Origin of the sequence: Streptomyces sp. JL2001, assembly GCF_050917515.1 — a bacterium.
GTDB lineage: Bacteria > Actinomycetota > Actinomycetes > Streptomycetales > Streptomycetaceae > Streptomyces.
This window is the reverse complement of record NZ_CP169421.1, coordinates 6,085,745-6,099,968: the sequence shown is the minus strand read 5'-3', so window position 1 is coordinate 6,099,968 and position 14,224 is coordinate 6,085,745. Positions and strand designations below refer to the sequence as shown.

The following is a 14,224-nucleotide window of genomic DNA, read 5'->3' as shown; positions in this document are numbered from 1 at the left end:
CCGGGGACCGCCGGCCGGTCGGAGCCGTCAGCCGTCGGCCCGGGCCGTCGCGAGCAGTTCCTCCGCGTGCGCCCGCGCCGTCTCGGAGTCCTCCTGGCCGGCGAGCATCCGGGACAGCTCGCGCACCCGGTCCTCGCCCTCCAGCACGGTCACGCCGGAGCGGGTCACGGACCCGTCGTTCGTCTTCTCCACCAGCAGCTGCCGGTCGGCGAAGGCCGCGACCTGCGGGAGGTGGGTGACGACGACGACCTGCGCCGACTTGGCGAGCTTGGCGAGACGGCGGCCGATCTCGACGGCCGCCTTGCCGCCGACACCCGCGTCGACCTCGTCGAAGAGGTACGTCGGTACCGGGTCGGTGCCCGCGAAGACGACCTCGACCGCGAGCATGACGCGCGACAGCTCGCCCCCGGAGGCGCCCTTGGCGATCGGCCGCGGCGGGGCACCCGGGTGCGGGGCGAGCAGCAGCTCGACCTCGTCGGCGCCGGAGGGCCCGTACAGCACGGACCGTCCGCCGACCTCCACGCCCGCGGCCTCGTCGGTGGTCTCCGTCTGACGGATGTCGAAGGACACCCGCGCGTGCGGCATGGCGAGCGAGGCGAGTTCGGCGGTGACGGCCTCGGCGAACCGCGCCGCCGCCTCCGTACGGGCGTCGGTGAGGGCCTGCGCGAGCGCCGACAGGCCGGTGCGCAGCTCGTCGCGTTCGGCCGTCAGCTCGCCGATGCGCTCGTCGTCGCCGTCCAGCTCGGTGAGCCGGCCGGCGCTCTCCTCCGCCCAGGCCAGTACACCGGCGACGTCGGCGCCGTACTTGCGGGTGAGCTGGGTCAGCGCCGCACGGCGCTCCTCAACGGCGGCGAGCCGCCGGGGGTCGGCGTCCAGGTCGTCGGCGTATCCGGCGAGCTCCCCCGCCACGTCGGACAGCAGGATGGAGATCTCGCCCATGCGGTCCGCGAGCCCGGCGAGCGCCGGGTCGTGCGACCGTACGGCCTCCAGCGCGCGCCCCGCACCCGCGACCAGGGTCGTCGCGTCCACGCCCTCGGGGTCCTCCGGATTGCCGGCCAGCGCGCCGTGCGCGAGGGCGGCGGCGGAGGCGAGGGCCTCGGCGTGCCCGAGCCGCTCGGCCTCGGCGGCCAGTTCGACGTCCTCGCCGGCGCGCGGCTCGACGGCCTCGATCTCGGCGAGGCCGAAACGCAGCAGATCGGCCTCCTGGGCGCGTTCGCGCGCGCGGGTGGTGATCTCGTCGAGTTCGGTGGCTACGGCGCGCAGCCGCCGGTACGCCTCTCCGTACGCGGCCAGCGGTACGGCGACGGCGTCGCCCGCGTACCGGTCGAGGGCGCCACGCTGCCGGGCCGGCTTGAGCAGGCCCTGCTGGTCGGTCTGGCCGTGCACGGCGACGAGTTCGTCGGCGAGCTCGGCGAGCAGGCCGACGGGCACGGAGCGCCCGCCGAGGTGGGCCCGTGAGCGCCCCTCGGCCGAGACGGTCCGGCTGACGAGCAGCACACCGTCGTCCAGCTCGGCGCCCGCCTCCGCGGCCCGTACGGCGGCGGCCGCGCCCGCGGGCACGCTGATCCGCCCCTCGACGACGGCGGACGCCGCGCCGATCCGCACCAGGGCAGGGTCGGCACGCCCGCCGAGCAGCAGCCCCAGGCTGGTCACGACCATGGTCTTGCCCGCACCGGTCTCGCCCGTCACCGCGGTGAAACCGGGCGACAGCTCGACGACCGCGTCGTCGATGACCCCGAGCGACCGTATCCGCATCTCCTCCAACACGGGGAAGACCTTACGAGGTCCGGGCCCCGCTGTGCGACGGACCCTGCCGGAACACGGCGAATCCGCAGGTCAAAGGCGTGACTGTCACCCGTGGGAGTGGGGACGGGCGCCGGGCCCGGCAGGGAGCCGCCCCGGCCGGCCCGCCGACCGGCGCCGAAAACCCGCCCCGGACCCCCCGGACAGGACCTAGTGCGGTGCGCCCCGCCAGCCCGAGACCGGCAGGGCGAACTTCGCCACCAGCCGGTCCGTGAACGACGCGTGGTGCAGGCGCGCGAGCCGTACCGGCACGGCTCCCCGCCGGACCTCCACCCGGGCCCCGGCCGGGAGTTCCACGGTCCGCCGCCCGTCGCACCACAGCACGCCGTGCGGGGTGTGCGGCTCGACCTCAACGGCGAGCACCGACTCCGGCGTCGTCACCAGGGGCTTCGCGAAGAGCGCGTGCGCCCCGATCGGGACCATCAGGAGCGCCTCGACCTCGGGCCAGATCACCGGGCCGCCCGCCGAGAACGCGTACGCCGTCGAGCCGGTCGGCGTCGCGCAGATCACGCCGTCGCAGCCGAACCCGGTCACCGGCCGTCCGTCGATCGCGAACACGACCTCCAGCATCCGCTCCGGCGAGACCTTCTGCACGGCCGCCTCGTTGAGCGCCCAGTCACGGTGCAGCACGTCGCCGTTCTCGTACACGACGACGTCGAGGGTCATCCGCTCCTCGACCTCGTACGCCTTGGTGACGACGCGGTCCACGACCTTGTCGAGGTCGTCGCGTTCGGCCTCGGCCAGGAAGCCGACCCGGCCCAGGTTGACGCCGAGCATCGGTACGCCGGAAGCCCGGGAGAACTCGGCGCCGCGCAGCAGCGTGCCGTCCCCTCCGAGCACGACGAGCAGTTCGCAGCCCTCCAGGGCGTCGGAGCACGCCTCCGGGACCGACTCCACGGACGGCGGCAGCGGCAGGTCGGCGGCCTCCGCCTCCAGGACGCGGACGCCGATCCCGCTGCGCAGCAGTCCGAGGACGACGAGTTCGGCGCTGCGCACAGCGGCCGGGCGGCCTGTGTGTGCGAGCAGGAAGACGGTACGAGTGTCAGATGGTGCGGTCGCTGAGCTCAACGAGGTCCTTCCGCCACGGCGCGGTCGACATCCGCCGGATCCAGAGCGGGCGCCCCTGCCCGCAGCCACAGAAAGTACTCGACGTTGCCCGAAGGGCCGGGCAGCGGGCTGGCCGTGACCCCCAGGACCCCGAGTCCCAGCCCGGCCGCCTGCCGCGCCACGTTCCGTACGGCGTCGGCCCGAAGCTCGGAGCTGCGCACGACACCGCCGGTGCCGAGCCGCTCCTTGCCCACCTCGAACTGGGGCTTCACCATCAGGACGAGGTCGGCGTCCGGAGCGGTGCAGCCGGCCAGCGCGGGCAGGACGAGGCCGAGCGGGATGAAGGAGAGGTCACCCACGACCAGGTCGACGGGCTTTCCGTCGATCAGGTCGAGCGTCAACTCGCGAACGTTAGTACGGTCCTTCACGATGACGCGTTCATCGCTCTGCAGCGACCAGGCGAGCTGGCCGTAGCCGACGTCCACGGCGACGACCTCGGCCGCGCCCGCACGCAGCAGGACGTCGGTGAACCCGCCGGTCGAGGCGCCGGCGTCGAGGGCCCGCCGGCCCTCGATCGCCAGTCCCAGGGGCACGAAGGCGGCGAAAGCGCCGGCCAGCTTGTGGCCCCCGCGAGAGACGTAGTCGGGATCGTTGTCGTCCTTGGCGACGACGATGGCCGCCGCGGTCTCGACCTGGGTGGCGGGCTTGGTCGCGACGGTCTTGCCGACGGTCACCCGCCCGGCGGCGATCAGCTGGCCGGCGTGCTCGCGCGAGCGCGCGAGCTTGCGGCGTACCAGCTCGGCGTCGAGACGGCGGCGTGCCACTCCTGCCACGTTCGGTTCAGCTCCTGTGGTTGTACGGGTCGGGTGCGGGGCCGGGCCCCGGGCGGACGGCGTCGAGCGAGGTCAGCTCGTCGCGCAGCCCACGGTGTACATCCTCGTACACCTCCAGGTGTCCGTCCGCCGCGAGGTGGTCGGCGTCCCCGAGCCGGTCGAGGAGGGGGTCGACCCGCGGGTGTCCGGTGGGCACGCGCACCACCCCGAGGGGCGCGGGGGCGGCTGGCTCGAAGGCCGCGTCCCCTCCGGGACCGGCCGGCTCCTCGCCGGGGCCCGCCTCCGCGCCGGCGGGCACGGGACGATCCCGACCGGTACCGGTGTCGCCGGGGGCCTGTCCGGCGTTCTCAAGGACCTGCCCGGTGTCGCCGGGACCCTGCCCGGTGTCGCCGGGGGCCTGCCCGGCGTTCCCGGAGACCTGCCCGGTGTCCTCCAGGCCGGTTCCGCTGCCCTCCGGGTCCGGCGTCACGTCGCTCATGCCCCGACGCTATCGCGAAGCCCTGCGGTACCGTCGAGCGCGATGGCGACGATCACGGAGTGCCGCAGCGCGCTCGACAGACTTTCGGACAACCTGGCGCGGGCGGACGGCGAGGTGCGCGGCGCGGCCGCGTTCGACCGCACCCTGAGCTGCCACATCACGGACCTGGACACGACTTTCACCGGCCGTCTCGCGGACGGCCGCATCGAGGTCCAGGACACGGTGGCGGGCCCGCCGCGTTCCAAGGCGCAGATCCGGCTGGCCATGACGGGGGACGACCTCGTGGCGATGGTCGCCGGTGAGCTGAACTTCGCGAAGGCGTGGGCCTCGGGCCGGGTCAAGCTGGAGGCGGGCTTCCGCGATCTCCTGCGGCTGCGGTCGCTCCTGTAGCCGCAGTCGCTCCGGTGGCCGCCGCCGCTTCCGCGGCACCGGGACAGCGCACGGGGGCCGGGGCCGGCCCACCCGCACGTCCACGAGGAGCCGACGGCGCCGGCTGTCACGAACCCGAGGGACCGGCCGCTGCTCGCCGACCGACCTCGGTGGCCGTCACTTCCGCAGCGCCGGTTCCGGCACCCGCGCGACGGCCGGCTCGGGCTGCCGGGCACGGGCCTTGCGGCCCGCCGGAACGACCAGCGGCGTGCCCGTCTCCGGGTCCTCGATGACCTGGCAGCGCAGCCCGAAGACCCGTTCGACGAGGTCGGCCGTCACGACCTCCGACGGCGGTCCCTCGGCCACCACCTCGCCGTCGCGGACGGCGATGAGGTGGGTGGCGTACCGGGCGGCCTGGTTCAGGTCGTGCAGCACGGCGACGAGGGTCCGGCCCTGGGACTCGTGCAGCTCGGCGCACAGGTCGAGGATGTCGATCTGGTGCTGGATGTCGAGGAAGGTCGTCGGCTCGTCGAGCAGGAGCAGCGGGGTCTGCTGGGCGAGCGCCATCGCGATCCACACGCGCTGGCGCTGACCGCCGGAGAGCTCGTCGACGTACCGGTCGGCCAGCTCGGCGACGCCGGTCGCCGCCATCGCCTCCCCGACGACCCGCTGGTCCTCCGCGGACCACTGCCGGAGCAGGCCCTGGTGCGGGTAGCGCCCGCGGCCGACCAGGTCGGCGACCGTGATGCCGTCGGGCGCGACGGACGACTGGGGAAGCAGGCCGAGGGTCTTGGCGACCTTCTTGGCCGGCAGGGAGTGGATGGACTGGCCGTCGAGCAGGACCCGTCCTTCGGACGGCTTGAGCATCCGGGACAGGGCGCGCAGCAGCGTCGACTTGCCGCAGGCGTTGGGGCCGACGATGACCGTGAAGGAGTTGTCGGGGATCGCCACGGACAGGTCGCGGGCGATGGTCCGCCGGTCGTACGCGAGGGTGACCGCGTCCGCGCTGAGCCGCTGAGGCTGACCGTTCATGCCCGTACTCCCGACGTTCTTCTCGGCTTCTTCTCGGCGGTGTTCCCGGTGGTGCTCTCGGCGTTCCGGCGTTCCAGCCGCCGCGTTCCCGGTCGCGCCCACCACCAGCGTGGTTAGGTTAGCCTACCCTCCGATTTTCGGCCGGATGCGTGTGCGCCCCTCCCCCTCCGCATGTACCGGAAGGGAAGGGCGCTCGGGCATCCCGCTCAGAGTTCCAGCCGCTCCAGCGCCTTCTCCGCGTCCAGGCCGCACGCTCCCGCACCCGCCTCCGTCCAGGCCGCCGCGCACAGCGCCCGTACGCCGTCCAGCGCGTCACCGCCGCCCTCCAGGACGAGCGCTCCGCCGCTCACCGAGGCCGTCCAGCCCCCGCACACGAACCCGTCCCCGCCCGCGTCGACCTCGGGCTGCCCGGTCAGCAGCCCGCGCAGGTCGGCGTCGACGTACGTCGGTCGGTGCTCGGGCACCGCCGCGAGCAGCTGGGCCACGTCCGTCACCCCGGTCAGCACCAGCAGGGAGTCCACGCCGCCGTTGAACGCGCCCTCGATGTCGGTGTCCAGCCGGTCCCCCACCACGAGCGGGCGCTCCGCTCCGGTCCGCAGCACCGTCTCGCGGTGCATGGGCGGCAGGGGCTTGCCCGCCACCTTCGGCTCGGCCCCGGTGGCGATCCGCACGACCTCCACCGCCGCCCCGTTGCCCGGCCCGATCCCGCGCGCCCCGGGAATCGTCAGGTCCGTGTTCGAGGCGTACCACGGCACGCCACGCGCCACGGCGTAGCTCGCCTCCGCGAACCGCCCCCACGGCAGCTCCGGACCGCCGTAGCCCTGCACCACCGCCGCCGGATCGTCGTCCGCCGACTCCACCGGCTCCAGGCCGCGCTCGCGCAGCGCCACCCGCAGCCCCTCCCCGCCGATCACCAGCACCCGCGAGCCCGCCGGCACCTCGTCGGCGATCAGCCGGGCCACCGCCTGCGCCGACGTGATGACGTCCGCGCCCACGGCGGGCACGCCCAGGTCGGTCAGGTGCGCCGCCACGGCGTCCGGCGTCCGCAGCGCGTTGTTGGTGACATACGCCAGATGCATCCCGCCGGTCCGCGCCGCGCCCAGCGCCTCGACCGCGTACGGGATGGCCTCCCCGCCCGCGTACACCACCCCGTCCAGATCCAGCAGAGCCGTGTCGTACGCCTCGCTCAGCGCCCGCGCGCTGCCGCCCGTCCGCTGCCTGCCCTGCCGAACCCCGCCGACGTCACCCATGACCTCGTACTCCTCACATCACCGCGCTGGTACCCCGCCGCCCCCGATCATCGCTCATTGCCACCTCGCACTTACGATTGCGTAATGAACACCTCAGGTCCCGCGGCCGATGACGTCCGCGCCGACGGTCTGCGTCTCCTCCCGTTCCGGGGGCTCCGCTACGTGCCCGAACGGGTCGGCAGCCTGGCCGCCGTGACCTCCCCGCCGTACGACGTCGTGGTGCGGCCCGACGGACTGCACCACCTGGAGTCGGCCGATCCGCACAACATCGTCCGGCTGATCCTTCCGCAGGCCATCACCGCGGGCACCCGTCACCGCAAGGCCGCCGTCACCCTGGACCGCTGGCTCGCCGACGGCGTCCTGGCCCCGGACCCCGAACCCGCGCTCTACGTGTACGAGCAGAGCGGCGACGGCATCCTCCAGCGCGGTGTCATCGGCGTCCTGGAGCTGTCCACCCCGGACAAGGGCCTCGTGCTCCCGCACGAGGACGTCATGCCGCACGTCGTCGAGGACCGGGCCGCGCTGATGCGGACCACGGCCGCCAACCTGGAGCCGCTCCTCCTCACGTACCGCGGCAACGGCGACGCGGCCGCCGACGTCATCGAGCGGACCGTCCGCGGCGAGCCCCTGCTCGCCACGACCACCGAGGACGGCTTCAGCCACCGCCTCTGGTCCATCACCGACCCTGCCGAGCTGGCGGCGGTCTCAGCGGGCCTCGCCGGTCACCAGGCCCTGATCGCCGACGGCCACCACCGCTGGGCCACGTACCTGCGGCTGCGCGAGGAGCACGTCTCCCCCAGCCCGTGGAACTACGGCCTCGTCCTCCTCATCGACACGGCGCGGTACCCGCTGCGGGTCCGCGCCATCCACCGCCTCCTCAACCGCCTTCCGGTCGCCGACGCGCTGGCCGCCCTCGGCGACGACTTCCGGGTCCGGCGGGTCGAGGGGCCGCTGTCCACCGCCGTTGAGTCCCTGGCCGCCGCCGCGGCCGACGGCAACGCATTCCTGCTCGCGGGCGACGGCGCCTTCCATCTCGTCGACCGGCCGGCGCCCGAACTGCTCGCCCGGACGGTCCGCACCGACCGTCCCGAAGCCTGGCGGACCCTGGACGCCACGGTGCTGCACGCCACGCTCCTGGACCAGGTCTGGCGCATCCCGGACGCCCCCGAGGACATCAGCTACATCCACGACACCGAGGCGGCCGTCGCCCAGGCCGAGCGGCGCGGGGGCACGGCGGTGCTCATGCACCCGGTCCGCGAGGAGGTCGTACGGGACCTGGCACGGCAGGGCGTCACCATGCCCCGCAAGTCGACCTCCTTCGGCCCCAAGCCGGCGACGGGACTGGTCCTCAGAAGCCTGGCCCTGGACTGAGGTCGTCCCGGGAGGTGCCGGGGGGCCGCCCGGAACACGTCGAGCGCGGCGGCGTGCCGCCGGGCCGGGGGCGATCTCGCCTCCTGCGCGTTGGCCGACGCGTCCGCCAACTACAGCTCGTCGGAGGCCCTCTCGCCGTCCCTGGACGGCTGGATCACGGCTTCCACCAGTGCCGGCGCCGCACGCTCGGCAGCGACGGAGGAATGTGACCGCCGGAGGGGGGTCGTTCCCGGGCGGGTGGGGCCCGGGGCCGAACCACGTCAGCGGGTGGCCCCCTGCACGCCGGACACGGTCCCGGACACGACGAAGGGCGGCACCCCCTCGGGGGTGCCGCCCTTCGTCACACGACATCAGCTCCTGCGGTCCGCGTCGTCCTCACGGTCGTCGTCGGCGTCGCGCTCGTCGTCCTGGTCGTCGGCGTCGCGCTCGTCGGCCAGGACCTCGATGACCTCCTCGTCGAGGTCGTCGGTCCCGATGATGTCGTCGGACGCGTCCAGCTCGTCGATGGCGTCGACGAACTCGACGCCGTCCATCTCGGCGAGGCGGTCGGAGGCGTCCGTGGCACCGTCCTTGTCGGACTCCAGCGCCTTGGCGAACCACTCGCGCGCCTCGTTCTCACGCCCGGCCGCGAGCAGCGCGTCGGCGTAGGCGTACCGCAACCGCGCGGTCCACGGGTGCACGGCGCTGGAGGCGAGCTCGGAGCTCTGCAGGGTCACGATGGCGGCGTCGAGCTGCCCCATGTCCCGGCGGGCACCGGCGGCCACCAGCCGCATCTCGACCTGCCCGGCCTTGTCCAGCTTCTGCACCTCGGGCTCGCCGGCCATCGCCAGCGCCCGCTCGGGGCGGCCCATGCCGCGCTCGCAGTCGGCCATGACGGGCCACAGCTCGACACTGCCGGACATCCGCCGCGCGGCCCGGAACTCGGCCAGCGCCTCGGAGTACTTCTGCGTCGCGTAGGCGGCGAAGCCGGCGGCCTCGCGGACGGCGGCGACACGAGACGCGAGCCGCAGGGCGATGCGGGAGTACTCGTACGCCTGCTCAGGGTCCTCGTCGATCAGGTTGGCGACCATGACGAGGTTGCGGGCGACGTCCTCGGCAAGGCCCTTGGGCAGGCTCAGCAGCTCCTGCCGCACGTCCTGGTCGATCTCCTCACCGGTGACCTCCGCGGGGATCGGCAGCCGCTTGATGGGCGCGCGCTCCGGACGGTCCCGGTCGCGGTCGTCCCGACGCCCGTAGCCACCCCGATCGTCGCGCCCGCGGTAGCCGCCGCCACGGCTGTCGTCGCGACGGTCGTCGCGCCCGCGGAAGCCACCACCACGGCTGTCATCACGACGGGGACCGCGCGGGCGGTCGTCACGGCGGTCGTCACGGGGACGGTCGTCGCGGCGGAAGCCACCGCCGCGGTTGTCGTCGCGGCGGTCATCGCGGGGACGGTCGTCACGGCGGAAGGACGGGCGGTCGTCACGGCGGTCGTCACGGGGACGGTCGTCACGGCGGAAGGACGGGCGGTCGTCACGGCGGTCGTCACGGGGACGGTCGTCCCGACGGAACGACGGGCGGTCGTCACGACGGTCGTCACGGCGGAAGCCGCCACCACGGCTGTCGTCACGACGGTCGTCACGGCGGAAGCCGCCACCACGGCTGTCGTCACGGCGGTCATCGCGGGGGAACGACGGACGGTCATCGCGGCGGAAGCCGCCGCGGTTGTCGTCACGGCGCTCGTCACGGCGGAACGACGGACGCTCGTCACGACGGTCGTCACGGGGACGGTCGTCACGGCGGAAGCCACCGCCACGGCTGTCGTCACGACGGTCGTCACGGCGGAAGCCGCCACCACGGCTGTCGTCACGGCGGTCATCGCGGGGGAACGACGGACGGTCATCGCGGCGGAAACCGCCGCGGTTGTCGTCACGGCGCTCGTCACGACGGAACGACGGACGCTCGTCACGACGGTCGTCACGGGGGAACGACGGACGGTCATCGCGGCGGAAACCGCCCCCGCTGCCGCCACCGCGGTTGTCATCGCGGCGGAAACCGCCGCCGCCACCGCGGTTGTCATCACGACGGAAACCGCCCCCGCCGCCGCCACCGCGGTTGTCATCACGACGGAAACCGCCCCCACCACCACGGTTGTCATCACGACGGAAGCCACCGCCCCCACCACCACGGTTGTCATCACGACGGAAGCCACCGCCGCCACCACCACGGTTGTCATCACGACGGTCATCACGGCGGAAGGCCGGCCGGTCGTCACGGCGCTCATCACGACGGAACGACGGACGCTCGTCACGGCGGTCGTCGCGAGGACGGTCATCGCGGCGGTCGTCGCGAGGACGGTCGTCGCGGCGGAAACCGCCACCGCCACCGCGGTTGTCATCACGACGGTCGTCACGGCGGAAACCGCCACCACCACGGTTGTCGTCGCGACGCGGCCCGCGGAAGCCGCCCCGCTCGCCACCGTCCCTACGACGCGGCTCGCGCTCCGGACGATCGTCGGGAGAGTTGGTGGACATCGACGTGACTCCTGTCTTCGGGTACTGCAGTCATTCTCGCGCAGCCGGCACCCCGACGCGCTTCGAGAAATTCAAGGCAAAAACAAAAAGGACCCTTGGTCCCAGCGTGAACGCTGGGACCAAGGGTCCTGAAAGATTGTTCGGCGGCGTCCTACTCTCCCACAGGGTCCCCCCTGCAGTACCATCGGCGCTGAAAGGCTTAGCTTCCGGGTTCGGAATGTAACCGGGCGTTTCCCTAACGCTATGACCACCGAAACCCTATCGGGTTCTAGCGAACAAGCACACTCTTCAATTAAGTAGTGAAGCTGGTTCAACCGGTGCGACTGTTCGCAACCCGGGAACCACACAGTGGACGCGAGCAAATGAGGACAAGCCCTCGGCCTATTAGTACCGGTCAGCTCCACCCATTACTGGGCTTCCACATCCGGCCTATCAACCCAGTCGTCTACTGGGAGCCTTACCCTCTCAAGGAGGTGGGAATACTCATCTCGAAGCAGGCTTCCCGCTTAGATGCTTTCAGCGGTTATCCCTCCCGAACGTAGCCAACCAGCCATGCCCTTGGCAGGACAACTGGCACACCAGAGGTTCGTCCGTCCCGGTCCTCTCGTACTAGGGACAGCCCTTCTCAATATTCCTACGCGCACAGCGGATAGGGACCGAACTGTCTCACGACGTTCTAAACCCAGCTCGCGTACCGCTTTAATGGGCGAACAGCCCAACCCTTGGGACCGACTCCAGCCCCAGGATGCGACGAGCCGACATCGAGGTGCCAAACCATCCCGTCGATATGGACTCTTGGGGAAGATCAGCCTGTTATCCCCGGGGTACCTTTTATCCGTTGAGCGACGGCGCTTCCACAAGCCACCGCCGGATCACTAGTCCCGACTTTCGTCCCTGCTCGACCCGTCGGTCTCACAGTCAAGCTCCCTTGTGCACTTACACTCAACACCTGATTGCCAACCAGGCTGAGGGAACCTTTGGGCGCCTCCGTTACCCTTTGGGAGGCAACCGCCCCAGTTAAACTACCCATCAGACACTGTCCCTGATCCGGATCACGGACCGAGGTTAGACATCCAGCACGACCAGAGTGGTATTTCAACGGCGACTCCACCATGACTGGCGTCACGGCTTCAAAGTCTCCCACCTATCCTACACAAGCCGAACCGAACACCAATATCAAACTGTAGTAAAGGTCCCGGGGTCTTTCCGTCCTGCTGCGCGAAACGAGCATCTTTACTCGTAGTGCAATTTCACCGGGCCTATGGTTGAGACAGTCGAGAAGTCGTTACGCCATTCGTGCAGGTCGGAACTTACCCGACAAGGAATTTCGCTACCTTAGGATGGTTATAGTTACCACCGCCGTTTACTGGCGCTTAAGTTCTCAGCTTCGCAACCCCGAAAGGTCACTAACCGGTCCCCTTAACGTTCCAGCACCGGGCAGGCGTCAGTCCGTATACATCGCCTTACGGCTTCGCACGGACCTGTGTTTTTAGTAAACAGTCGCTTCTCGCTGGTCTCTGCGGCCACCCCCAGCTCACGGAGTAAATCCGATCACCAGTGATGGCCCCCCTTCTCCCGAAGTTACGGGGGCATTTTGCCGAGTTCCTTAACCATAGTTCACCCGAACGCCTCGGTATTCTCTACCTGACCACCTGAGTCGGTTTAGGGTACGGGCCGCCATGAAACTCGCTAGAGGCTTTTCTCGACAGCATAGGATCATCCACTTCACCACAATCGGCTCGGCATCAGGTCTCAGCCTTAATGTGTGACGGATTTGCCTATCACACGGCCTACACCCTTACCCCGGGACAACCACCGCCCGGGCTGGACTACCTTCCTGCGTCACCCCATCGCTTACCTACTACCACCTTGGGTCAGCGGCTCCACCACTCCCCTTTGCCCGAAGGCTCCAGGGCGGCTTCACGGCCTTAGCATTAATGGGCTCGATATTGGGCGTTTCAAAGCGGGTACCGGAATATCAACCGGTTGTCCATCGACTACGCCTGTCGGCCTCGCCTTAGGTCCCGACTTACCCTGGGCAGATCAGCTTGACCCAGGAACCCTTAGTCAATCGGCGCACACGTTTCTCACGTGTGTATCGCTACTCATGCCTGCATTCTCACTCGTGAACCGTCCACAACTCGCTTCCGCGGCTGCTTCACCCGGCACACGACGCTCCCCTACCCATCACAGCACCCGTTGGGGCTTAATTGCTGCAATGACACGACTTCGGCGGTACGCTTGAGCCCCGCTACATTGTCGGCGCGGAATCACTTGACCAGTGAGCTATTACGCACTCTTTCAAGGGTGGCTGCTTCTAAGCCAACCTCCTGGTTGTCTCTGCGACTCCACATCCTTTCCCACTTAGCGTACGCTTAGGGGCCTTAGTCGATGCTCTGGGCTGTTTCCCTCTCGACCATGGAGCTTATCCCCCACAGTCTCACTGCCGTGCTCTCACTTACCGGCATTCGGAGTTTGGCTAAGGTCAGTAACCCGGTAGGGCCCATCGCCTATCCAGTGCTCTACCTCCGGCAAGAAACACACGACGCTGCACCTAAATGCATTTCGGGGAGAACCAGCTATCACGGAGTTTGATTGGCCTTTCACCCCTAACCACAGGTCATCCCCCAGGTTTTCAACCCTGGTGGGTTCGGTCCTCCACGAAGTCTTACCTCCGCTTCAACCTGCCCATGGCTAGATCACTCCGCTTCGGGTCTAGAGCGTGCAACTCAATCGCCCTATTCGGACTCGCTTTCGCTACGGCTTCCCCACACGGGTTAACCTCGCTACACACCGCTAACTCGCAGGCTCATTCTTCAAAAGGCACGCAGTCACGACCCATTGGGTAAACCCAATGAGCGACGCTCCCACGGCTTGTAGGCACACGGTTTCAGGTACTATTTCACTCCGCTCCCGCGGTACTTTTCACCATTCCCTCACGGTACTATCCGCTATCGGTCACCAGGGAATATTTAGGCTTAGCGGGTGGTCCCGCCAGATTCACACGGGATTTCTCGGGCCCCGTGCTACTTGGGTGTCTCTCAAGCAAGCCGTCAATGTTTCAGCTACGGGGGTCTTACCCTCTACGCCGGACCTTTCGCATGTCCTTCGCCTACATCAACGGTTTCTGACTCGCCTCACAGCCGGCAGACTGTGAAAGAGAGATCCCACAACCCCGTATGCGCAACCCCTGCCGGGTATCACACGCATACGGTTTGGCCTCATCCGGTTTCGCTCGCCACTACTCCCGGAATCACGGTTGTTTTCTCTTCCTGAGGGTACTGAGATGTTTCACTTCCCCTCGTTCCCTCCACATGCCCTATGTGTTCAGGCATGGGTGACAGCCCATGACGACTGCCGGGTTTCCCCATTCGGAAACCCCCGGATCAAAGCCTGGTTGACGGCTCCCCGGGGACTATCGTGGCCTCCCACGTCCTTCATCGGTTCCTGGTGCCAAGGCATCCACCGTGCGCCCTTAAAAACTTGGCCACAGATGCTCGCGTCCACTGTGTAGTTCTCAAGCAACGA

The 14,224-nt window shown here is 69.7% G+C and carries 9 protein-coding genes and 2 rRNA genes; 2 read left to right on the top strand and 9 right to left on the bottom strand.

The features are described from left to right. Positions 1-27: 27 nt before the first annotated feature. The 4 genes from recN to ACE1OA_RS27230 form a co-directional block, all read right to left on the bottom strand. Positions 28-1,755, bottom strand: a complete 1,728-nt coding sequence (gene recN / locus ACE1OA_RS27245; RefSeq protein WP_356609900.1) for a DNA repair protein RecN — start codon at positions 1,753-1,755, stop codon at positions 28-30. 198 nt (positions 1,756-1,953) lie between these two features. Then, the gene (locus ACE1OA_RS27240) at positions 1,954-2,871 is read right to left on the bottom strand and encodes an NAD kinase (protein ID WP_147977362.1); all 918 of its coding nucleotides are present in this window, start codon (positions 2,869-2,871) and stop codon (positions 1,954-1,956) included. Continuing rightward, positions 2,868-3,683, bottom strand: coding sequence for a TlyA family RNA methyltransferase (locus tag ACE1OA_RS27235; RefSeq protein WP_356609885.1), 816 nt, complete (start codon positions 3,681-3,683; stop codon positions 2,868-2,870). Before ACE1OA_RS27235 ends, ACE1OA_RS27240 begins: the two co-directional genes overlap by 4 nt. 7 nt (positions 3,684-3,690) lie before the next feature. Then, on the bottom strand, positions 3,691-3,981 hold the full coding sequence (locus ACE1OA_RS27230; RefSeq protein ID WP_356780251.1) for a hypothetical protein: 291 nt from the start codon (positions 3,979-3,981) through the stop codon (positions 3,691-3,693). A 222-nt stretch (positions 3,982-4,203) separates the two neighbouring features. Between ACE1OA_RS27230 and ACE1OA_RS27225 the strand changes: the two genes are divergently transcribed. Next, positions 4,204-4,551 (top strand): SCP2 sterol-binding domain-containing protein, encoded by a 348-nt coding sequence (locus ACE1OA_RS27225; protein ID WP_356609887.1) that lies wholly within the window; start codon positions 4,204-4,206, stop codon positions 4,549-4,551. 156 nt (positions 4,552-4,707) lie between these two features. Here ACE1OA_RS27225 and ACE1OA_RS27220 read toward each other — a convergent pair whose 3' ends face one another. Beyond that, on the bottom strand, positions 4,708-5,562 hold the full coding sequence (locus tag ACE1OA_RS27220; RefSeq protein WP_356609889.1) for an ABC transporter ATP-binding protein: 855 nt from the start codon (positions 5,560-5,562) through the stop codon (positions 4,708-4,710). 206 nt (positions 5,563-5,768) lie between these two features. After that, the gene (locus ACE1OA_RS27215) at positions 5,769-6,812 is read right to left on the bottom strand and encodes an HAD-IIA family hydrolase (RefSeq protein WP_432753520.1); all 1,044 of its coding nucleotides are present in this window, start codon (positions 6,810-6,812) and stop codon (positions 5,769-5,771) included. A gap of 84 nt (positions 6,813-6,896) precedes the next feature. Between ACE1OA_RS27215 and ACE1OA_RS27210 the strand changes: the two genes are divergently transcribed. Further along, on the top strand, positions 6,897-8,183 hold the full coding sequence (locus tag ACE1OA_RS27210; protein ID WP_356780249.1) for a DUF1015 domain-containing protein: 1,287 nt from the start codon (positions 6,897-6,899) through the stop codon (positions 8,181-8,183). 350 nt (positions 8,184-8,533) lie between these two features. Here the strand turns inward: ACE1OA_RS27210 and ACE1OA_RS27205 are convergent, their stop codons facing one another. The 3 genes from ACE1OA_RS27205 to ACE1OA_RS27195 form a co-directional block, all read right to left on the bottom strand. Then, positions 8,534-9,361, bottom strand: coding sequence for a tetratricopeptide repeat protein (locus tag ACE1OA_RS27205; RefSeq protein WP_432754100.1), 828 nt, complete (start codon positions 9,359-9,361; stop codon positions 8,534-8,536). Between the two features lie 1,473 nt (positions 9,362-10,834). Beyond that, positions 10,835-10,951 (bottom strand): 5S ribosomal RNA (gene rrf, locus ACE1OA_RS27200). 109 nt (positions 10,952-11,060) lie between these two features. Beyond that, positions 11,061-14,185: ribosomal RNA gene (locus ACE1OA_RS27195) — 23S ribosomal RNA — on the bottom strand. Between the last annotated feature and the right edge of the window lie 39 nt (positions 14,186-14,224).